General features: G+C 62.6%; 19 protein-coding genes. 10 read left to right on the top strand and 9 right to left on the bottom strand.

The genetic code is table 11. The features are described 5' to 3' along the window. Window positions 1-2: 2 nt before the first annotated feature. Window positions 3-902 (bottom strand): LysR substrate-binding domain-containing protein, encoded by a 900-nt coding sequence (locus tag NKH16_RS22050; protein ID WP_023676521.1) that lies wholly within the window; start codon window positions 900-902, stop codon window positions 3-5. Window positions 903-1,131: 229 nt separating this feature from the next. On the opposite strand from NKH16_RS22050, the gene NKH16_RS22045 reads away from it, so the two are divergent. The 6 genes from NKH16_RS22045 to NKH16_RS22020 all read left to right on the top strand — a co-directional run bounded on the left by NKH16_RS22045 (window position 1,132) and on the right by NKH16_RS22020 (window position 3,756). Continuing rightward, the gene (locus NKH16_RS22045) at window positions 1,132-1,317 is read left to right on the top strand and encodes a hypothetical protein (protein WP_352452109.1); all 186 of its coding nucleotides are present in this window, start codon (window positions 1,132-1,134) and stop codon (window positions 1,315-1,317) included. 335 nt (window positions 1,318-1,652) lie between these two features. Next, window positions 1,653-1,787: a hypothetical protein gene (locus NKH16_RS22040; protein ID WP_013894968.1), complete on the top strand. Its 135-nt coding sequence runs from the start codon at window positions 1,653-1,655 to the stop codon at window positions 1,785-1,787. Window positions 1,788-2,137: 350 nt separating this feature from the next. Then, on the top strand, window positions 2,138-3,076 hold the full coding sequence (locus NKH16_RS22035; RefSeq protein ID WP_348625928.1) for a GlxA family transcriptional regulator: 939 nt from the start codon (window positions 2,138-2,140) through the stop codon (window positions 3,074-3,076). 34 nt (window positions 3,077-3,110) lie between these two features. Beyond that, window positions 3,111-3,269 carry a type II toxin -antitoxin system TacA 1-like antitoxin gene (locus tag NKH16_RS22030; RefSeq protein WP_352742282.1) on the top strand — a complete coding sequence of 53 codons (159 nt, stop codon included), beginning with the start codon at window positions 3,111-3,113 and terminating at the stop codon, window positions 3,267-3,269. Then, window positions 3,266-3,424 (top strand): hypothetical protein, encoded by a 159-nt coding sequence (locus tag NKH16_RS22025; RefSeq protein ID WP_352742283.1) that lies wholly within the window; start codon window positions 3,266-3,268, stop codon window positions 3,422-3,424. The genes NKH16_RS22030 and NKH16_RS22025 overlap by 4 nt, the downstream gene beginning before the upstream one ends. Beyond that, complete coding sequence (locus tag NKH16_RS22020; RefSeq protein ID WP_352742285.1) at window positions 3,421-3,756, top strand: GNAT family N-acetyltransferase; 336 nt, start codon at window positions 3,421-3,423, stop codon at window positions 3,754-3,756. The genes NKH16_RS22025 and NKH16_RS22020 overlap by 4 nt, the downstream gene beginning before the upstream one ends. 26 nt (window positions 3,757-3,782) lie before the next feature. On the opposite strand, the gene NKH16_RS22015 is transcribed toward NKH16_RS22020, so the two are convergent. The 8 genes from NKH16_RS22015 to NKH16_RS21980 form a co-directional block, all read right to left on the bottom strand. Then, a complete protein-coding gene (locus NKH16_RS22015; RefSeq protein ID WP_352742287.1) occupies window positions 3,783-4,565 on the bottom strand; it encodes an ABC transporter ATP-binding protein in 783 nt (260 codons plus the stop codon). Continuing rightward, a complete protein-coding gene (locus NKH16_RS22010) occupies window positions 4,562-5,338 on the bottom strand; it encodes an ABC transporter permease (protein ID WP_352742289.1) in 777 nt (258 codons plus the stop codon). Before NKH16_RS22010 ends, NKH16_RS22015 begins: the two co-directional genes overlap by 4 nt. Window positions 5,339-5,408: 70 nt before the next feature. Further along, complete coding sequence (locus tag NKH16_RS22005) at window positions 5,409-6,359, bottom strand: ABC transporter substrate-binding protein (protein WP_352742290.1); 951 nt, start codon at window positions 6,357-6,359, stop codon at window positions 5,409-5,411. Between the two features lie 114 nt (window positions 6,360-6,473). Further along, window positions 6,474-7,322 (bottom strand): DUF1194 domain-containing protein, encoded by an 849-nt coding sequence (locus tag NKH16_RS22000; RefSeq protein ID WP_352454623.1) that lies wholly within the window; start codon window positions 7,320-7,322, stop codon window positions 6,474-6,476. 100 nt (window positions 7,323-7,422) lie between these two features. Next, the gene (locus NKH16_RS21995; protein WP_352742292.1) at window positions 7,423-8,247 is read right to left on the bottom strand and encodes a site-2 protease family protein; all 825 of its coding nucleotides are present in this window, start codon (window positions 8,245-8,247) and stop codon (window positions 7,423-7,425) included. 146 nt (window positions 8,248-8,393) lie between these two features. After that, window positions 8,394-10,955: a GcvT family protein gene (locus NKH16_RS21990; protein WP_352742294.1), complete on the bottom strand. Its 2,562-nt coding sequence runs from the start codon at window positions 10,953-10,955 to the stop codon at window positions 8,394-8,396. Window positions 10,956-11,222: 267 nt separating this feature from the next. Beyond that, window positions 11,223-11,486, bottom strand: coding sequence for a hypothetical protein (locus NKH16_RS21985; RefSeq protein ID WP_352452117.1), 264 nt, complete (start codon window positions 11,484-11,486; stop codon window positions 11,223-11,225). A gap of 156 nt (window positions 11,487-11,642) precedes the next feature. Continuing rightward, window positions 11,643-14,132 (bottom strand): mechanosensitive ion channel family protein, encoded by a 2,490-nt coding sequence (locus tag NKH16_RS21980; RefSeq protein ID WP_352742296.1) that lies wholly within the window; start codon window positions 14,130-14,132, stop codon window positions 11,643-11,645. A gap of 250 nt (window positions 14,133-14,382) precedes the next feature. Here NKH16_RS21980 and NKH16_RS21975 point away from each other — a divergent pair, with 250 nt between their 5' ends. Genes NKH16_RS21975 through NKH16_RS21960 form a run of 4 tightly spaced genes read left to right on the top strand, consistent with a single transcriptional unit; the run spans window position 14,383 to window position 19,523 of the window. Further along, complete coding sequence (locus NKH16_RS21975; protein WP_352742513.1) at window positions 14,383-15,642, top strand: sarcosine oxidase subunit beta; 1,260 nt, start codon at window positions 14,383-14,385, stop codon at window positions 15,640-15,642. Window positions 15,643-15,653: 11 nt separating this feature from the next. Next, window positions 15,654-15,950, top strand: coding sequence for a sarcosine oxidase subunit delta (locus NKH16_RS21970; RefSeq protein ID WP_352742298.1), 297 nt, complete (start codon window positions 15,654-15,656; stop codon window positions 15,948-15,950). Then, window positions 15,947-18,943, top strand: coding sequence for a sarcosine oxidase subunit alpha (locus NKH16_RS21965; protein ID WP_352742299.1), 2,997 nt, complete (start codon window positions 15,947-15,949; stop codon window positions 18,941-18,943). The genes NKH16_RS21970 and NKH16_RS21965 overlap by 4 nt, the downstream gene beginning before the upstream one ends. Then, a complete protein-coding gene (locus NKH16_RS21960; protein ID WP_023676538.1) occupies window positions 18,936-19,523 on the top strand; it encodes a sarcosine oxidase subunit gamma in 588 nt (195 codons plus the stop codon). The genes NKH16_RS21965 and NKH16_RS21960 overlap by 8 nt, the downstream gene beginning before the upstream one ends. The last annotated feature ends 13 nt before the right edge of the window (window positions 19,524-19,536 follow it).

Below are 19,536 nucleotides of genomic sequence, written 5' to 3'. Positions count from 1 at the left end.
GCTCAGAACTTCCCAGTTTCCCTGAACATCTCAAACGTCGCGCGGATATGGTCGGCGACTGCCTTCACCGGCGCGCTGGCGTCCGGCGTCACCACCATGGCGAGGTTGTAGGTGCCGATGTCAGGCATGCCGTCCTTCGGGCACAGCTCGACCATGTCGCTGCCGAGGAAGGATTTCGGCAGCGGCGCCACCGCAAGATCCGCCATGATCGCGGCGCGCTGGCCGGCCGTGTGCGCGCTCATATAGGCGATACGGTAGTTGCGGCCCTCGCGGCCAAGCGCCTCCAATGCCCCTGCCCGCCAGGCACAGCCCTCTTCCCACAATGAGACCGGCAGCGGCTCGCGCAGATGCGCGCAACCGCCCTTGGCACCGGCCCAGACGATCGGCTCTGTGAGCAGAACTTCGGCGCCGATCGCGCTGGTCTTGTAGGAGTTGGTGAGCAGCGTGATATCGAGCGCCCGGTCGTCCATGCGCCGGCGCAGATTGACGCTCTGGTCGATGGTGACGTCGACCGCGATCGATGGATGCGACTGTGCGAACCGCTTCAGCACATGCGGCAGCACACGTTCGCCGTAATCGTCCGGCGAGCCGAGCCGCACCACCCCGACAATGTCTGGAATGATGAACTTCGACACCACCTCGCGATTGATCGACAGCAGCCGGCGCGCATAGCCGAGCAGCATCTCGCCATCGGTGGTCAGCGTCACCGAACGGGCGTCGCGCGCGAACACCGAGCGGCCGAGAATGTCCTCCAGCTTCTTGATCTGCATGGAGACGGCCGACGGCGTGCGGAAGACCGCATTGGCCGCAGTGGTGAAGCTACCGGTCTCGGCGATTGCGACGAAAGTGCGCAGAACATCGAGATCGAGCAGCGGCAGCGGATGATTGAGTGGGGCGTTCATGGCAAGCGACCTTCAATTTTTCTGATGCAAACCATCATTCCATTTCGTTTGATTGAACATCAGTTTGGGAGGATAGTCAACTCCATCGAAGGCAGGACGCATCGAAGTGGTCCCGAAACAACTATGACACGGACCTGCAATCGACACGAAATGAAGCTGAAACAAACCCGGTGTACCGCCTGACGCTGCAAGTGCCGGGACAACCCGGCCCAATGCGAAGGAGAATGAGATGTCTATCCTGTCATCCATCGGTCGGATCGCGACCGAATTCAGCGAGGCCCGTGCCCGCTACCAGACGGAACGCGCCATCCGCGCGCTGCCGATTGAACTGCAGAAGGATATCGGCTGGCCTGAAGCTGCCGATGCCAAGGCCGGCACTCGCCATGGTGTGGGATCCTGGGCTGGAGCAAAGTAAACCGTGTGTATCAACAGCTGAAGGCCTGCCGCGCAGATCAGCCCGGTAGGCCTTTTTGTTTGTACTCCAACAATTTTCCCGAGCCATGTCGCCGTCGCATGCCGCATATGAGCAAGTCGCATAGCAGCCCGCACTGGCAATCAACACATTGTAAATAATCGAAAATCCTGGGCAGAATGCCCAAATTTGTCGCATTCCGTGTCGCTTTTCATATCAAGTGCTTCGCTTTTGCGATTTAGTTTCCCCTCACGTAAGCCTATATCATCATCAACAAACGAGCTGCCCCACTCCATCAAGCGAAGGCGACCCGTCTGAGCAACCGAATGGAGATGATCATGAAGCTTTTTGCCCGCCTCTTTGCCCGTCGCGAAATGAACCTGACGACCGCGCTCGAGCGCCAGCGCCTGGCCAACACCATGCCTGGCCAGACCGGTGCCATGGCTGCCGCGCGCCTCGGCTTCGTCGCCTGAGACGCGGCAATCCCGGCGGAAGCAGCCTAGCGCTGCTTCGAAGTCGATCCAGCGCCGCTTCGGTTTTGCCGAGGCGGCGTTTTCGTGTGCGCAGACTGCGTAGGCTCGTTTGCTCGATCCGGCGGCATATCGCGTCCTTCGCCGCATAGCGATTGCCCATTTGCGACCCGTGTCGCAAATAAAGTCGCTCCGTTGCCATCTAGCCAATTGACAGGAAACGTCTTTCCTGATGTCGCTATGCTAATCGCGACATCCTGTTCGCGCCATTGCAGCGTGAGGATCTACCCGTGAACGTCGTAAAGCACCCGATCCGGCGATCGTTCGTATTCTTCCTGGTCCCCGATTTCACCATGATCGCCTTCGCGACGGCGCTCGATCCGTTGCGTTCGGCCAACCGCATGCTCGGCTATGAAGCCTATCGCTGGCGGCTCGCCAGCATCGACGGCAAGCCGGTGCGCGCCTCGAACGGCGTCGAATGCGCCGTCAACACCTCGCTGGAGGAAGAGCGCAAGAAAATGTCCGGACCGGACCGGCCGAACATGGCCATCGTCTGCAGCGGCATCAATGTCGAGCGCTACCAGAACAAATCGGCCTTTGCCTGGTTGCGCGAGGAGTACAATCGCGGCGTTGCCGTCGGCGGCCTGTGCACCGGCGCGCATATCCTGGCCGCCGCAGGCCTGCTGTCCAACAAGCGCTGCGCCATCCATTGGGAGAACCTGCCGGGCTTTTCCGAGGCGTTCCCCAAGGCCAATGTCTTCGCCGACCTCTTCGAGATCGACCAGAACATCTACACCTGCGCCGGCGGCACCGCCGCGCTCGACATGATGCTGAAGCTGATCGGCGACGATTTCGACGAAAGCCTCGTCAACCGCGTCTGCGAGCAGGTGCTGACTGATCGCGTGCGCAGCCCGACCGACCGCCAGCGCCTGCCGCTGCGCGCCCGCCTTGGCGTGCAGAATTCCAAGGTTCTGACCATTATCGAGCTGATGGAAGCCAATCTCTCCGAGCCGCTCTCGCTGATCGAGGTCGCTGACCATGTCGACCTGTCGCGCCGGCAGATTGAGCGCCTGTTCCGCACCGAGATGGGGCGCTCCCCTGCCCGTTACTATCTGGAGATCCGCCTCGACCGCGCCCGGCACCTGCTGATCCAGTCGTCGTTGCCGGTGGTCGAAGTGGCGGTCGCCTGCGGCTTTGTTTCCGCCTCGCATTTCTCCAAATGCTATCGCGAGTTGTACGCCCGCTCGCCGCAACAGGAACGCGTCGACCGCAAGCAGCTTCTGGCGGCTTGATCCAGCACGTTTCGCGCGCGCGGCCGAAATTGTCATGACATTGTCTGGCGAATGTGACCGGCGCAGCTTTCATCTCGACGCCGAAAAATGGGTCGCGTTCATGGCAGCGCTCGACGCGCCAACGCGTGATCTTCCCCGCCTCAAGCGCCTATTGAACGAACCAAGTATCTTTTCCGGTCGCGATCCGGCGTGAGCGAATTCCAGATCGAGAAACTGGCCCGCAAGCATTTGGTGGACATGTTCGACTGCGGTGAAGAACCGCTCAATCGCTTTCTCGTACGCTATGCATTCCAAAACGAGCAAGCCAATGCTTCGCAGACCTACATTGTCTCTCTGGCGAAGATGTGATCGGCTTTTATACCCTGGTCGTTGGTGAAATTAAATACGAGGGTGCGCCCGAGCGATCGACGAAAGGTCTCGCACGCCATGCGGTGCCTGTAATGCTGCTGGCGCGTCTTGCGGTCGGTCTGGACTGGCAAGGCAAAGGCGTCGGCGGCGGACTGTTGCGCGATGCCGTCCTGCGCAGTTTGCAGGCGGCCGATATTGCAGGTATCCGCGCGGTCGTCGTCCACGCCAAGAACGACGGCGCCCGCACGTTTTACGAGCGCTACGGATTCGCGCAATCGCCGACGGACCCGCTGCATCTTTACGTGCTTATCAAGGACTTACGAAGTCTCTGAGCCGTTCAGGCGCGTTGCTGACCCGACTATATCTGCGCCGTGCGCATCGCCTCGACGCGGATATCTTCCGTCAGCCGCGCCTTCAGTGCCGAAAACTCCGGGCTGGTCTTCAGCGTGTAGTGGCGCGGATGGGGCAGGTCGACGGCAACGTCCGATTTGATGCGGCCCGGCCGTGCCGTCATCACGACCACACGCGACGCCATGAAGATCGCCTCCTCTATGTCGTGGGTGACGAACAGCACCGTTTTTTGCCGGCGCTCCCAGATGCCGAGAAGCAGTTCCTGCATCAGCCCGCGGGTCTGGTTGTCGAGCGCGCCGAACGGCTCGTCGAGCAGCAGGATCTCCGGATCGTTGGCCAGTGCCCGGGCAATCGCGGTGCGCTGCTGCATGCCGCCGGAAAGCTGCTTCGGCCAATGGTTTTCAAAACCTCTCAGCCCGACGAGATCGACGTAAGAAGCGACGATTTCGCTGCGCTCGTGCTCGGCCATTCCACGTTCGCGCAGGCCGAAGGCGATGTTCTCGGCGACCGTCAGCCACGGAAACAGCGTATAGGACTGGAAAACCATGCCGCGGTCTGGACCGGGCCGGTCCACCACCCTGCCGTCGAGCAGAACACGTCCCCCACTCGGCGCTTCGAGGCCGGCGACGATCCTGAGCAGCGTCGACTTTCCACAGCCGGATGGCCCCAGGATGGTTATGAAGTCGTTGGCGGCGACCACCAGATCGATCGGCATCAGCGCCTTGACCGGTTGCCCACCGCCGACACCGGCGAAGGTGCGCGAGACGCCTTCGATGAGCAGCTTGCTCACGCCAGGCTCCATGGAAACAGCCAACGGTTGAGCGCCTTGAAGGCGAAATCGGACAACAGCCCGATCAGGCCGATGACGATGATGCCGAAGATGATCTGCCCTGTCGCCAGCCGCGACTGGCTGTTGATGATCATGTAGCCGATGCCCGACGACGAGCCGATCAGCTCGGCGACGATGACATAGGTCCAGGCCCAGCCGAGCACCAGCCGCAGGGTCTCGGCAATCTCCGGCGCATTGGCCGGCATGATCACGCGCCGCACGATGCCGTTGTCGGACGAGCCAAGCGTGTAGGCCGCCTGGACCAGGTCGCGCCGTGTGCCGCCGACCTTGACTGCGATGATCAGGATGATCTGGAACACCGAGCCGACGAAGATCACCAGCAGTTTTTCGAGCTCGCCAACGCCCGCCCACAGGATGAGCAGCGGGATGAAGGCCGATGCCGGCAGATAGCGGGCGAAGGAGACGAACGGCTCCAGGAACGCCTCCACTGGCTTCCAGGCACCCATCACGATGCCGAGCGGCACGGCAACGATGGCCGCCATCAGGAACCCGCCGAAGACGCGCCAGATGGTGATAAGGATGTCGAGCCAGAAGCGGTCCTCGACCAGCAGCCGCCAGCCGTCTCCCACCATCGACAGCGGATCGGCAAGGAAAATGCGATTGACGTGGCCGCCAAGCGTGATCCACGCCCAGAACGCCACGAACAGCACGAAGAACGAAATGCCGAGCACGGTTCGAATGCCCGGCGAGACCGGATGCAAGGGGCGCGGCATCTTCGACCGTCCTCGATCTGAATGAAAAAGCGGCGGCGCACGCGCCGCCGCCGGGCGACAATCCTGGCGGTTAGTCGGCGACGGCGCTGGTGTCGGCCAACGTCGAGACGTCAGGCGCTTCCTTGATCAAACCCATCTGCAGCAGAAGCTCGCCGGCGGCCTTGGAAAAGTCCTGGAATTCCTTGGTGAAGAACTGCTTGTTTTCAGCCTTGTCGGCCCATTTCAGATATTTGGCCGACTCTTCGAATTCCTTGGCCGACTGCTTCACGTCGGCACCCATCGTCTCATAGGATTTCGCCGGATCGCTCTTGATCAGGTCGAGTGCCTCGAAATAGCTGTCGGCAAGCGCCTTGCCCGCATCCGGATTGGCCTTGAGGAACTCCGGCGTGCAGCCGACCGTATCGAGCACCATCGGATAGTCGAGAGTGGTGACAAGGATATGGCCCTGGTCGGACTTTTCGCGCACCGCCGAGATGAACGGCTCATAGGTGACCGCCGCATCGTTCTGGCCGGCGAGAAACGCCTGCGCCGCCGCATCCGGCTCCAGGTTGACGACCGTCACGTCCTTGGTCGACATGCCGTTCTTGTTGAGCACCCAGGCCAGCATGAAATAAGGCGAGGTGCCCGGCGCCGAAGACGCGACCGACTTACCTTTGAGATCGGCGACGGTCTTGATGTCGTTGCGAGCGACGATGCCGTCGGCGCCGTAGGATTTGTCGAGCTGGAATATCTGCTTGGTCGTCACGCCATTGGCGTTCCAGACCAGCCAGGTCTCGACCGTGGTGGCGGCGCATTGCAGGTCGCCGCTGGCGATGGCGAGCGGCCGGCTGGCTTGCGGCACCTTCTTCAAGGTGACGTCGAGGCCGTGCTTTTCGAAGATGCCGGCCTGCTTGGCGAGCGTCAGCGGCGCAAAGCCGGTCCATCCACTGATGCCGATGCTGACCGATGTGGCGGCCATCGCCGGCGCGGACAATCCGACGGCAAGCGTCAAGCTTGCGGCAAGAATTCCGATCCTGTTCATGTCGGTTCCCCTTTTATGCGTTCGGATGCAGAATTGTGTCACAGACGCCCGCAGGCTTGTCAATGAAGCAGATGCTGCACTGCGGTATGTCACCATCGACAGCAAACTCCGCCATCAGCGGCTGTCGTACATCCAGCTGCGGTCGCGCCACATTTTTTCGCCGACCAGGCAGTCGGTGACGGGGATGTCCTGTGCCAGCACCAATGGCGGATGCGCCGCCTCTTCCGCCGCTCGCTGCGGCGAGGCCGGACCGGCAAGCTCCAGCACCAGCTTGCGGCGGATGGCCTCCGGAAACTGCGTCCAGTCATTGACCGGGATCATGAAGGAGCCCGGCCCGCCGATGACGCAGTCGCTGTAGTAGCGGTCGAGATTGTTGACATCGTAAGCGCTGCTGAACCCGCCCCTGGTCATCAGCGGTAGGCCGTTGACGGTGATGCCTTGCTTGATCACGGCGTCGCGGGTGATATCGACAGGTGCGCCCTGGTTGTTGGGGCCGTCACCCGAAATGTCGATCACCCGCTTGACGCCCTGGAAGCCGCTTTCAGCAAAGAGATCGCTGGCGAATTCCAGCGCGCCGGAGATCGAGGTGCGCCTGGCACTGGCCGGCGGATGAGCGGAAAGCTGCGCTGCCAGCCGCTCGGCGTCGGCACGATTGGCGATCACCGTCCACGGCACGACGACCTGCTGCCAGGTCGCGCCAGCCCATTCGACATAGGTGACGGCAATCTTGCCATGAGCGCCTTCGCCGATTGCCTGCAGGACATCGTCATGCGTCAGCGCCGCCGCATAGCCATGACGCTGGATTTCGAGCTCGTCCGGCGACATGGACAGCGAAACGTCGACTGCCAGCACCAGTTCGACGTCGACCGGCTCGGCGGCGCGGGAGTTTGCAGTCAGCCATAGCACCGACGCCAGCGCGGCGGCACCCGAGACGAGATGTCTTGCACGGGCAAAACCAGACATGCCGCACGGTAAGCGAAAATCGCCGATCGACAAAGAGAAAAGCCCGGTGGAGAGCCGGGCTCATCCGGTCACATTCTTGCGAACCGCCGGAAAGCGAATTTCATTTGTAGATGCGGTGCCCGCCCCGTCCCCGCCACTCCACGGCCTTCTCGACATCCGTCTCGGAGGATGGTTCCGGCTTCGGTTTTCTAGCATCGACCCCGCGCGCTGCCCTCCAGTTCGGCTTGAATGACGGCGGAAGCCACAACAGAATACCTGCAACCGCGGCAGGCAAGATGATCGCAAAACGCAGAATTGAAAGTACGATGCCGCAGATGCCGACGATCTGCGCGGCCCGGCGGACGCCGAAGCGTCTCAGGAACAAATGTCTTGCAATCACGCCGCCATCCAGATCGTAGGCGGGCAGGATGTTGAGAATGATAAGTGACACGTTCAATAATGCGCCAATCCAAAGCGTCCATTCCAGAGGACCGGCCGACCTTGACGGCAGCCACCCGAATGGCCTTTCGGGCGCAACTGGGATGAGTTCTCCAAAAACCAGATAATAGGCCGCATCGAAAAACGCGGCGAGCGCGACGTTCGCCAGGGGACCCGCTATCGCAATCCGCGCCCAGGCAGGCGATGGCGCTGCGGCGCGTTTGAAACGCGTGAGCCCGCCGAAGAGATATAATTCTATCCTGTCGGTGGCGACGCCTTGTCGGCGTCCGATCCAGGCGTGTGCCAGTTCGTGCAGAAATATCGACGCAAACAGAAGCGCTGCAAAGATAGAGGTATGGATCAGTGCATCCTTGGGTCGGCTCGCCCACTCGTTCAGGAAGGGCAGCACAATGGGAATTGCGAAGGTCCAGCTGACGCGAACCGGGATATTCCGGTTCAGTTGAAACACAAGCGTATCGTTTTTTCTGTCCCAGCCGATCCGCCGCAAAGGCACCCCCTAATCGCAGCGCGACGGTAAGCGAGAATCATCGCTCCACAAAGCGAAAAGCCCGACGATGAATCGGGCTTCCGCATTCAGGGTCCTGCTGGCACTGCTCGGCTTGCCTGTGTGGAGAATCGTCAGGCAAGCAACGCTTAGCTGCGCGGATTGAGGTTCTCCGGGTCGTAGAGCGGCCTGTAGCCGACGGCGGCCACTTCGACCGGGTACTTCTCGCCGAAATATTCGACGCTCAGCTTGCGGCCCTCCTGGCAATACGCCCAGGGCAGGTAGGCGAGCGCGATGTTCTTGCCGAGGGTCGGACCATAGGCCACCGAGGTCGTGAAGGAGCGGCGGCCGAGCTCGTCGACGAGCGTCTCACCGGTTTGCGGGTCCATCACCGGCATCGTGCCGACCGGATAGCGGAGAACGCCATTGGAATCGGTATTGTCGGTCATGATAAGCGTGCAAAGCATGGCCGGCTGATGCGCCCGGGCGCGATATTCCAGATGCTTTGCCTTGCCACAGAAATCGGCCTCCTTGACTTTCGGACGGGCAAGGTCGGCTTCCAGCAGATTGTATTCGGTCAACAGGTCCGCATTCTGCAGGCGCAGGCTCTTCTCCATGCGGCGGCTGTTGGCATAGGTCTCGACGCCAAAGGCCATCACGCCGGTCGACCGCAGCGCGTCCCAGACAGCCAGGCCGTCGTCGTAGCGCATGTGCAGTTCCCAGCCTTGCTCGCCGACATAGGAGATGCGGAAGGCGGTCACGTCCTTGCCGGCGATCCTGACGGGCTTGATCGCGGCAAAGGGAAAATTCTCAGGCGTCAGCCCGTCGGGGTTTTCCACGCACTTGCTCAATGTCGCCCGCGCGTTCGGACCCCAGATGCCGACGGTCACATATCTCTCGGTCACATCGGTGACGCTAACGTCGAAGCCTTTGTCCTCTGCCGTCCGGCGCATGTACTGGAAGTCGCGCGGCCCGGCATCGGCGCCGTCGATGACGCGGCAGCGGTCGGCCATGCGGATGACGGTCAGGTCGGCGCGCACCATGCCTTCCTCGTCGAGGAAATGGGTATAGATGCCCTTGCCGATATTGCCGTCACCGCCGATCTTTGCCGCGCACAGCCATTCCATCAGCGCGACATGGTCCGGGCCTTCCACGTCGTACATGGCGAAATGCGACAGATTGACAATGCCGCAATCCTCGCTCATCGCGAGATGCTCGGCGTTCGAGACGCGCCAGAAGTGGCGGTTATCCCATTCGTTTTGGCGCACCGGCACCCGGTTGCCGTATTTCTCGAGCAGATGCTCGTTGGCGGCGTAGCCATGGGCGCGCTCCCAGCCGCCGAGTTCCATGAAATAGCCGCCGAGTTCCTTCTCGCGCTCCCAGAAGGGCGAGCGGCGGACATTGCGAGCCTTGGAGAAGGGCTCGCGTGGATGGACCGCTGGGTTGTAGACCTTCATCGCGGTTTCGGTGCAGCGATCCCAGATGAACTGTTCTTTCGTCTGGTGCGGATAGAAACGCGAATAGTCGATGGCGTGGTGGTCGATCGCCGTGCGGCCGTCCGTCATCCAGTCGGCGATGAGCTTGCCCATGCCGGGGCCGTCCTTGACCCAGATCGCAACGGCATACCATAGGCCCCTGACCTTCTGGCTTTCGCCCATCGAGGGGCCGCCGTCCGCTGTCACCTGCAATAGGCCGTTGAAGGAATGGCTCTCATTGTAGCCCAGCTCGCCCAAGATCGGCGTCAGTTCCATGGCGCGCTCGAGCGGCGCCAGGATTTGTTCCATGTCGAGATCGCGTTGCGACGGCGAAAGCCGCGCCTCGTTTTTCTCGAGAATATCGCGCGGATGGCAGAGGCGCGGATTGGTCTCTTCGTAATAACCCCATTCGATCTGCCCGCCTTCGGCGGTCTTGGGGTCGCCGGTATCGCGCATGTAAGCCGAGTTGCCCTGGTCGCGCAGCAGCGGCCAGCCGATCTCCTTGCCGGTGCCGGCGAACTCGGTGTACGGCCCGAAGAAGGTAAGCGGATGGTCAATCGGCATGACCGGCAGGTCCTCGCCCGCCATTTCCGCGATTAGCCGTCCCCAGATGCCGGTGCAGACCACGACATAGTCGGCCTCGATGGTGCCGCGGTCGGTCACCACGCCCTTGATGCGGCCGTTCTCGATGACGAGCGACCTGGCCGACGTATTGGCAAACGCCCTGAGTTTGCCGGAAGCTTCCGCCTGGTCGACAAGCTTGCCGGCGACGGTCTGCGAGCGCGGGATGACGAGGCCGGCGTCGGGATCCCACAGGCCGCCCTGTACCATCTGTTCTTCGATCAGCGGGAATTTTTCCTTGATCTCGGCGGGATCGATCAGGCGGGCGCGTGTGCCGAAGGCCTTCGCCGAGGCGATCTTGCGCTTGATCTCCGCCATGCGGGCGTCGTCGCCGACGCGGGCGACCTCGAGGCCGCCGATGCGCGCGTAGTGACCCATTTTTTCGTAGAAATCGATGGAATAGAGCGTCGTCCAGCACGACAGGAAATCATGGCTGGTCGTGTAGCAGAAGTCGGAAGCGTGCGCCGTCGAGCCGATATCCGTCGGGATGCCCGATTTGTCGATCCCGACAATATCGTCCCATCCGCGCTCGATCAGGTGATGGGCGACCGATGCGCCGACGATGCCGCCCAGCCCGACGATGACGACCTTCGTCTTTTCCGGAAACCCTGCCATTGCCCGCGACTCCAAGATGCTATGCGAGCAGACTATAGGGCGGCGCGGCGCCGCGCTTGCAGCCTGTTTGCGACATCGCCAAAAAAGCCCGCGCCACCAGCCCGTCGAATGCAGTTAGACCTAAGCCTTCGCCCTGCTCGGTACGAAGGCACTGCTAGAGCCCGTCCTGCGCAGCTTCGAAGAAAAATGCATACCTTCATCGCCGATTACCGGAAGCAAATAAAAGGCCGGGCGTTTGCCCGGCCTTCAAAAATCATGGCGTCGACTTTACTTGATGCGCGCGACGCCGCCCGAGATCTCGATCGTCTCCGAACCGGTCAGCGCCTCGAGGTCGCCATTCGGCAAGGTAACAAAACAGCCGCTCGGGCAAAATTCCACGGTTTCGCCAGCGGCCAGCGCCAGCTCGGTCTTGCCGCCGCCTTCCGTCACGATCAGCGTGCGGGTCTCGGCGTCCTTGTTGACCGCGCTGGCGGCATGGGCCGAACCGCCCACGGCCAGAAAAGCGACGGCGGCGACGAGAGACTTCCACATTTTGCAGTATCGGTGTTGCCACCGCCTCTGTTGCATTTCGCAAGGCATTCTCGCCGTTTGCAGGTGAGCTTATATGTAATGCAAGCTGAACGGCAACTGAATGCCGCATTCATGCCGCAATTGGTTTCCGAAGGCTTGAAGGCAAGCTCCAAACAGCTAGTCAGGATCGGGCTTCCGTACCTTGCGTCCCGACTTGGCGAGACGTTTCGCCTCGACCGCCGCTAGGGCTTTTGCTTGTTCCCGCTCGGCGAATTCGACTTCGATCTTGTCGTCGTCGATCGGCCACGCCTCGTGCTTTTTGGTCTCGACGACGGCGCGCGGTGTCGACGGAATTTCGATATGCTGGTCGGCGAACACATCGAAGATGGCAAAGCGGATGTCGTTCTGGACGATATTGCCACTAAGAACGTCTGCCAGGAATACGCGGATCTCGAATTCGAGCGCGGCCGGGCCGAAATTGGAAAACAGCACAAAGGGTTCCGGGTTCTTCAGCACCAGCGGATGGCTGCGTGCGATCTCCAACAGGACGCCATGCACGTGCTTGACGTCGCTGCCATAGGCAACGCCGACCTTGATGTCGACGCGGCCGAGCTTGTTGCGGTGCGTCCAGTTGCCGACCGCATTGTTGATCAGGTTTGAATTGGGCAGGATCACCGATTGCCGTTGGAACGTCTCGATCTCGGTGGCGCGCACGCTGATCTTCTTGACCGTGCCGCTGATGTCGCCGGCGACGATCCAGTCGCCGACCTTGAACGGCCGCTCGGCCAACAGGATCAGGCCCGACACGAAATTCGAGACGACATTCTGCAAGCCGAAACCGATGCCGAGGGACAAGGCGCCGGCGACCAGCGCGAGATTGGAGAGGTCGATACCGGCCGCCGAGATGCCGACCAGTGCCGCGACCGCGACGCCGGCATAGCCGACCGCCAGCCGGATCGAATTGCGCACACCGGTGTCGACCCGGCCGCGCGCCATCACCGAACCGTCGAGCCAGCCCTGGAACCAGCGCGTCAGGAAATAGCCGATGATGAAGACGGCGACGCCGGTGAGGATGCCGGTGACCGAGATCGTCACCGAGCCTATGGTGAGGCCCGTCGCCAGCTTGTAGGCCCAGGCCTGGATGTCGCCGGGCTGGAAGCCCCACATCAACAGGATCAGCGGCAGGAACACCAGCACGATCATGATGTTTATGGCGGCGCTGACGACAAGCCCGAGCTGGTCGAGCGCGGTCTCTTCGTAGCTTGAATTGGCCGCTAGCCAGCGCCCGATCGAAGTGTTGGCGAAGCCACCTTCCATGCCGATCGCCCGCGCCGACAGGAAGCCGATATAGGCGGTCACCAGGATAGTGCCGGTAACCACGACCTGCACCGAGACGAAAATAGCAAGGCCGATAAAGCCGAGCAGCGCCGACGCTATGGTGAATAGCCCTAGCGCGACGGCGGTGTAGCGCAGCCATTGCGGCCACGGGCGCCAGCTCCCGTCGGCAGCCTTGAACGGCTTCAGCAGCCCCATCAGGATCAGGATGACGCCGACGCTGATGGTGGCGACAAAGCTTCTGGCGATGGTCAGCGATAGCGGCGAGCCCATCTTGTCGTTGACGACCGACAGGAAATAATTGATGCCGATGGCGACGGCCATGGCAGTCGTCAGCCGCACCAGCCAGCGCGCCGGGCCGGTTTCGACAGGGATCAGACGCCAGTTCGGCAACCGCGGTTCCAGCGCCGCATTGGTCAGCCGGTTGACGCAGAACACCACCGCGATAACGGCAACCAGCGAATTCAGGAAGATGCCGATGTCGCCGCGCAAGACATTGTAATAATTGAAGAAGAAGACCGTCGAGATAAGGAAGGCGCCAACCGCCAGCGACGGCAGCAATGTCGACCAGAACGCCACCGACAGGCGGCTGAGATAGGATGGATCCTCGACGGAAGGATCGGCTTCGAAGACGCGGCCGAACAGGCGCCGCCCGCCGACAAAAAGCACGGCGGCCAGCGCAAGCGCCATCAACGTCGCGGCAAGAATTGCCTGGAACTTGAACTTGAAGGCGAAGCTCAGCCAGGACGACACCGCTTTGTAGAAACTGGTAAATTCGTCGTTGGCATCGGAGATGACCTCCGGGCTCAATGCATCGGACAGCACGTAGCGCTTGGTGAGCTGATTGCGGAACAGCTCGCTGCGCATGTTGCCGATCTTCTCGATCAGCCCGCTGATGCGGATCGACAGGTTCTGCGCGCTGGCAATGACGGCGTTAATCTCGGCTTTTTCGGAAGCCAGCGCCTGGCGTTCACCGGTCACGATGTCGGGCTCGGCCGGCTGGCCCGCGGCCGGCGGAGGTCCCAGCGTCTCGATCCGATCGTTGATATCGCCGAGACGCGAGCGGAACGCCAGCGCGCTGGTGAGCGCCGCCCGCGACAGATCCTCCAATTGCAGGCGGATTTCCACCAGTGTGGCATCGTCTTGGCCGTCCTGCTGTATCTTCTTCTCGAGATCGTCGGTTTTGGCCGTCAGGCTCTGGATGACCTTCTGCTGGTCTGTGACCAGCCCGGCGGCACCCTGCCCGAGCGCCTGCGCCATCGCGTCGAACGACGGCGGCGCCGAGACAACAAGTGCAGCGATCAGGACCAGGCGGAGTAAACGAAAGAACATGATTTTTCTGGCGACTCGCGGGCGGCAGAGGCAGTTTTGAAGCACGTCCTTGATAAAGACGCTCATATCACGGGGCAAGTCATGCCAGGCGGCTCGTTTTCGAAGTCCGCCAATCGAAGTCGGCCAATCCAGTCGAAGTCGGCCAATCCGGTCGAAGTCGGGGAGTCGAAAAGCGATGGCGCAATCTTGGCTTTGCGTTGGCGGCCTGCTCTATAGTCTGCCGCAAAGCCTGAAATGGATGACAATAAGAATGGCGGAATATTCGGCCTTTTCGCTTCTCAAGAACGCGCTGACTGGAAACAAGGACTGGAAGCCGGCCTGGCGCAAGCCCGACCCGAAGGCGTCCTACGACGTGATCGTCATCGGCGGCGGCGGCCATGGCCTGTCGACCGCTTACTATCTCGCCAAGGAGCACGGCATCACCAATGTCGCGGTGCTGGAGAAGGGCTGGCTCGGTTCCGGCAATGTCGGCCGCAACACCACGGCGGTCCGTTCCAACTATCTCCTGCCGGCCAACACGCGCTTTTACGAGCATTCGATGAAGCTGTGGGAGAACCTGGCCCATGACCTCAACTACAACGTCATGTTCTCGCAGCGCGGCTGCCTGAACCTCGCCCACACACCTGCTCAGCTCGACGACTATGCCCGGCGCGGAAACGCCATGCGCCATCTCGGCGTTGACGCCGAACTGATGACCACGGCCGAAATCGCGCGCCTGGTGCCGGCGCTCGACGTCTCAGCCACCGCGCGTTTCCCGATCGTCGGTGGCCTGATGCAGCGGCGCGCCGGCACCGCCCGCCACGACGCCGTCGCCTGGGGCTATGCGCGCGGCGCAGATCGCCGCGGCGTCGACATCATCGAAAATTGCGAGGTCACCGGCTTCCTGCGCGACGGCGACCGCATCACCGGCGTCACGACAACGCGCGGCGAAATCCGCGCAAAAAAGGTAGCGGTCGCGGTTGCCGGCAGCACCGGGCGGGTCATGCGGCTTGCCGGCATCGAGACGATGCCGATCGAGAGCCATGTGCTGCAGGCCTTCGTCACGGAATCGCTAAAACCGTTCATCGATACGGTCCTGACCTTCGGCATGGGCCATTTCTATATGTCGCAATCGGACAAGGGCGGCCTTGTCTATGGCGGCGATCTCGACGGCTACAACAGCTACGCCCAACGCGGCAGCCTGCCGATCGTCGATGAGGTGATGAGCGAGATGCTGGCGCTGTTCCCTGGGCTGGCCCGTGTCCGCATGCTGCGCTCATGGGGCGGCGTCTGCGACATGTCGATGGACGGCTCGCCAATCATCACCACCGGTCCGCTGCCGGGCATGTATCTCAACTGCGGCTGGTGCTATGGCGGCTTCAAGGCGACGCCGGCTTCCGGCTGGTGCTTTGCCTGGACCATTGTCAAGGACGAGCCGCACGGTCTCAACGCGGCCTTCACGCTCGACCGCTTCTACCGTGGCCTGGTGATCGACGACAAGGGCCAGGGCGCCACGCCCCGGCTGCATTAGGTTAGAGATCCATGCTCATCACCTGCCCCTATTGCGGCCCGCGCGACGTGATCGAATTCACCTATCAGGGCGACGGCAATCGCCAGCGCCCACAGCCCGCCTCGCAGAACCTCGACGCCTGGAACGCCTATGTCTACGACCGGCTGAACCCGGCCGGCGACCACAACGAGATCTGGCAGCATTCCGGCGGCTGCCGCGCCCATCTCAGGGTCGTGCGCAACACGCTGACGCACGAGATCTCCAGCACCGCGTTCGCGCGCGGCGACCACAACTCGGTTGCGCGGCACCGGGCCGAGGACAAGCAATGAGCCCGCGCCGTACAGAGGCCGGGGGCCGCATCGACCGGCTGCGGACCATCCGTTTCACCTTCGACGGCGCGCCTTATACCGGCCATGCCGGCGACACGCTGGCTTCGGCGCTGCTGGCCAACGGCGTCACCCTGTTTGGGCGTTCGTTCAAATATCACCGCCCGCGCGGCGTGCTGACCGCCAGCGTCGAGGAACCGAACGCGCTGGTCACAGTGTTGAGGGGCGAGGTTCGCGAGCCGAACATCCCCGCCACAATGGTCGAGATTTATGACGGGCTGGCCGCAATCAGCCAGAACCGCTTCCCTTCGCTTGCCTGGGACGTCAGTGCCGTGAACCAGCTCGGCGGCAAGCTTTTGTCGGCCGGCTTCTACTACAAGACCTTCATGGGACCCGTGATCGGTCCGCTGAAGGGCACTCGCTTCTGGATGTTCTGTGAGCATTTCATCCGCCGTGCCGCCGGCCTGGGCAAGGCAGGCACGGCTCCCGATACGGCGCGCTACGAACGCATGAACGCGTTTTGCGATGTGCTGGTAGTCGGCTCCGGCCCGGCGGGGCTGATGGCCGCCAGGGCGGCTGCCGATCAGGGTGCACGCGTCATCCTGGCCGAGCTCGAGCCGCATTTCGGCGGCTCGGCCAATTGGTCGGGCGAGACGATCGATGGCATGCCGGCCGCCGACTGGGCAGCGCGCGCCGCTGGCCAGCTCGAAGGCCGTGACAATGTCCGCCTGCTGCCGCGCACCACCGTCTGGGGCTATTATGACGGCAACACGCTTGCCGCGCTCGAACGTGTCACCGACCACAAGGAAACGCCCGGCAAGGGCGAATCGCGCCATCGCTACTGGACGATCCGCGCCAAGTCGGTGGTGCTGACCACCGGATCCCTGGAGCGTCCGCTGGTCTTTCCAGGCAATGATCGGCCAGGCGTAATGCTGGCGCATGCTGCCGAGCGTTATGCCATTGAATATGGCGTGCTGCCCGGCGACAGGATCGGGCTGTTCACCAACAATGACAGCGCCTATCGCGCGGCCCTGGCGCTGAAGCAGGCCGGCGCCGTGGTCGTCGCCATCATCGACGTGCGCCCTGAGCTTTCGAGCGAAATGCGCAAGCTGGCCGGCGAGACCGGGGCCGAGATCCTTTCTGGCCACGCGGTGATCGCCACCGAGGGCGGCAAGGCGCTTTCTGGTTTCAAGGTGCAGCGCTTCGACATGGTCAACGGCGCGCTTTCCGGCGATGCGCGCAGCATCCACGCCGATTGCCTATTGATCTCGGGCGGCTGGTCGCCGACCATTCATCTGGCCAGCCAGGCCGGAGCCAAAGCGGAATGGAACGAAGCATTGCAAGCGTTCCTGCCGCCCAAGCCGACGACACGGCAATGGATCGGCGCCGGCGCCTTCACCGGCAGTTTCTCCACCGCCGAGGCGATCGCCGAAGGTCGCGCCGCCGGTCTTTCCGCTGCGGGCGCAACCGCCACGCCGGCGGCCTTGCCTGCCGTCGAGGCAGCACCTGGCGATCCCGATCCGGCGCCGGTGTTCGAGATCAAGGCCGAAGGAAAAAGCTTCGTCGACTTCCAGCATGACGTGACGGCGGATGACGTGCGGCTGGCGCATCGCGAAGGCTTCGTCTCGATCGAGCATCTGAAGCGCTACACCACGCTCGGCATGGCAACCGACCAGGGCAAGAGCTCCAACATACCCGGCCTGGCCATAATGGCCGAGGCGCTCGGCAAACCGATCCCGCAGGTCGGCACGACGCGCTTTCGCCCGCCCTTTTCGGCGGTGTCGATCGGCTCGCTCGCCGCCGAACGCTTCGGCGATCTGAAGCCCGAGCGGCTGACGCCGATGCATGACTGGCACGTCGCCAATGGCGCCACCATGTATTCCGCCGGCCTGTGGTATCGGCCGATGATCTACGGCCATCCCGGCGAGACGATCGAGCAGGCCTATGTGCGCGAAGCGAGAGCCACGCGCGAGAGCGCCGGCATCGTCGATGTCTCGACATTGGGCAAGATCGCCGTGCAAGGCCCCGACGCGGCGGAATTCCTCGACCGCGTATACACCAACATGTTTTCGACGCTGGCCGTCGGCAAGGCGCGCTACGGGCTGATGCTGCGCGAGGACGGTCTCGCCTTTGACGACGGCACCACGTGGCGCCTCGGCGAGCAGGATTTCCTGATGACCACCACCACCGCCAATGCCGGCAAGGTGATGCAGCATCTGGAATATTTCCTCGACGTGATCTGGCCGGCGCTGAAGGTCCACGTCACCTCGGTGACCGACCAATGGGCCGGTGCCGCCATCGGTGGGCCGAAGGCAAGGCAGATACTGGCTGCTTGCGTCAGCGGCACCGCCGTCGACAATGCCGCCCTGCCCTTCATGGGCATCGTCCACGGCGAAATCGCCGCCGTGCCGGTGATGATCTGCCGGCTGTCCTTCTCCGGCGAAATGGCCTTCGAGGTCTATTCCGGCGCCGGCTACGGCACCCATGTCTGGGAGGCGCTGATCGAAGCCGGCAAGCCGTTCGGGCTGGTGACCTACGGGCTGGAGGCGCTGGGCACCATGCGCATCGAGAAAGGCCACGTCACCGGTGCCGAGATCGACGGCCGTACCACGGCACGCGACCTGCATCTCGACTGGATGCTGTCGAAGAAGAAGCCGTTCATCGGTTCGGCGATGATGGACCGCGAGGGGCTGATCGCGCCCGACCGCCTGGAACTCGTCGGTATTGTTTCGCTCGACAACCAGCCGCTCAATGGCGGCGCACACATCGTCGAGGAGCTTGACGAAGCCAATCCGCACGGCTCGCTTGGCCACATCACCGCCTGCTGCTATTCGCCGGCGCTGGGCAAATATATCGCGCTTGCCCTGGTCAAGGGCGGCAAGGCGCGGCGAGGCTCGCGCGCTTATGTCTCGGACCCGCTGCGCAACCGGTTCGGGCCGGTCGAGATCGTCTCCAACCATTTCTTCGATCCGGACGGGAGCCGCATGCATGGTTGAGCGCCAATCACCACTTGAGCCGGTGCTGCATCCGGGCTCGCATGGCAATTTCGAGCACGGTGTCGAAATCATCCTCTCCGAAACCAGGCCGGGTTCGATCCTGCAGCTCGCCGCCTGGCCCGGCGAGGAGAAGAAGTTGATGGCCGGCATCCATGCGGTCACCGGCCTGGCTTTGCCCGACGGCGCCGGTGGCGGCGTGACGAACGGCGCCAGGTCGGTGTTCGGCTTTGCGCCGGGAAAGTTCACTGTGGTCGATGAAGCCGAGGGATTGGCGCCGGCCTTTGCCAGTGTCGTCACTTCGGCCATCGGTACGGTGACCGACCTTTCGCACGGCCGCACCGCGATCCGTATCGCCGGGCCAAAGGCCGAGTGGGTGCTGGCGAAATTCTTCGCAATCGACTTCGCGCTGCCGGCCTTCCCGATCGGCGCCGGCCGCTCGACCATGCATCACGACATCTTCGCGCAAATCCAGCGCACCGGCGCCGATCAGTTCGACATCTATGTGTTCCGCTCGTTTGCCCGCTCGTTCTGGAAAGCGCTCTGCCATGCGAGCGAGGAAGTCGGCTACGAAGTGCAGTAGAGCCGGACGGCGC

This window comes from Mesorhizobium sp. M1307, assembly GCF_040318155.1.
In the GTDB taxonomy this organism is placed as follows: domain Bacteria; phylum Pseudomonadota; class Alphaproteobacteria; order Rhizobiales; family Rhizobiaceae; genus Mesorhizobium.
The sequence above is the reverse complement of the archived record's forward strand: the minus strand, read 5'-3'. Positions and strand labels throughout refer to the sequence as shown.

What these genes read in the sequence shown, in the direction of transcription:
- NKH16_RS22050 (WP_023676521.1), bottom strand. Translation starts at nt 902, where the DNA reads ATGAACGCCCCACTCAATCATCCGCTGCCGCTGCTCGATCTCGATGTT.
- NKH16_RS22045 (WP_352452109.1), top strand. Translation starts at nt 1,132, where the DNA reads ATGTCTATCCTGTCATCCATCGGTCGGATCGCGACCGAATTCAGCGAG.
- NKH16_RS22040 (WP_013894968.1), top strand. Translation starts at nt 1,653, where the DNA reads ATGAAGCTTTTTGCCCGCCTCTTTGCCCGTCGCGAAATGAACCTGACG.
- NKH16_RS22035 (WP_348625928.1), top strand. Translation starts at nt 2,138, where the DNA reads ATGATCGCCTTCGCGACGGCGCTCGATCCGTTGCGTTCGGCCAACCGC.
- NKH16_RS22030 (WP_352742282.1), top strand. Translation starts at nt 3,111, where the DNA reads ATGACATTGTCTGGCGAATGTGACCGGCGCAGCTTTCATCTCGACGCC.
- NKH16_RS22010 (WP_352742289.1), bottom strand. Translation starts at nt 5,338, where the DNA reads ATGCCGCGCCCCTTGCATCCGGTCTCGCCGGGCATTCGAACCGTGCTC.
- NKH16_RS22005 (WP_352742290.1), bottom strand. Translation starts at nt 6,359, where the DNA reads ATGAACAGGATCGGAATTCTTGCCGCAAGCTTGACGCTTGCCGTCGGA.
- NKH16_RS22000 (WP_352454623.1), bottom strand. Translation starts at nt 7,322, where the DNA reads ATGTCTGGTTTTGCCCGTGCAAGACATCTCGTCTCGGGTGCCGCCGCG.
- NKH16_RS21990 (WP_352742294.1), bottom strand. Translation starts at nt 10,955, where the DNA reads ATGGCAGGGTTTCCGGAAAAGACGAAGGTCGTCATCGTCGGGCTGGGC.
- NKH16_RS21985 (WP_352452117.1), bottom strand. Translation starts at nt 11,486, where the DNA reads ATGTGGAAGTCTCTCGTCGCCGCCGTCGCTTTTCTGGCCGTGGGCGGT.
- NKH16_RS21980 (WP_352742296.1), bottom strand. Translation starts at nt 14,132, where the DNA reads ATGTTCTTTCGTTTACTCCGCCTGGTCCTGATCGCTGCACTTGTTGTC.
- NKH16_RS21975 (WP_352742513.1), top strand. Translation starts at nt 14,383, where the DNA reads ATGGCGGAATATTCGGCCTTTTCGCTTCTCAAGAACGCGCTGACTGGA.
- NKH16_RS21970 (WP_352742298.1), top strand. Translation starts at nt 15,654, where the DNA reads ATGCTCATCACCTGCCCCTATTGCGGCCCGCGCGACGTGATCGAATTC.
- NKH16_RS21965 (WP_352742299.1), top strand. Translation starts at nt 15,947, where the DNA reads ATGAGCCCGCGCCGTACAGAGGCCGGGGGCCGCATCGACCGGCTGCGG.
- NKH16_RS21960 (WP_023676538.1), top strand. Translation starts at nt 18,936, where the DNA reads ATGGTTGAGCGCCAATCACCACTTGAGCCGGTGCTGCATCCGGGCTCG.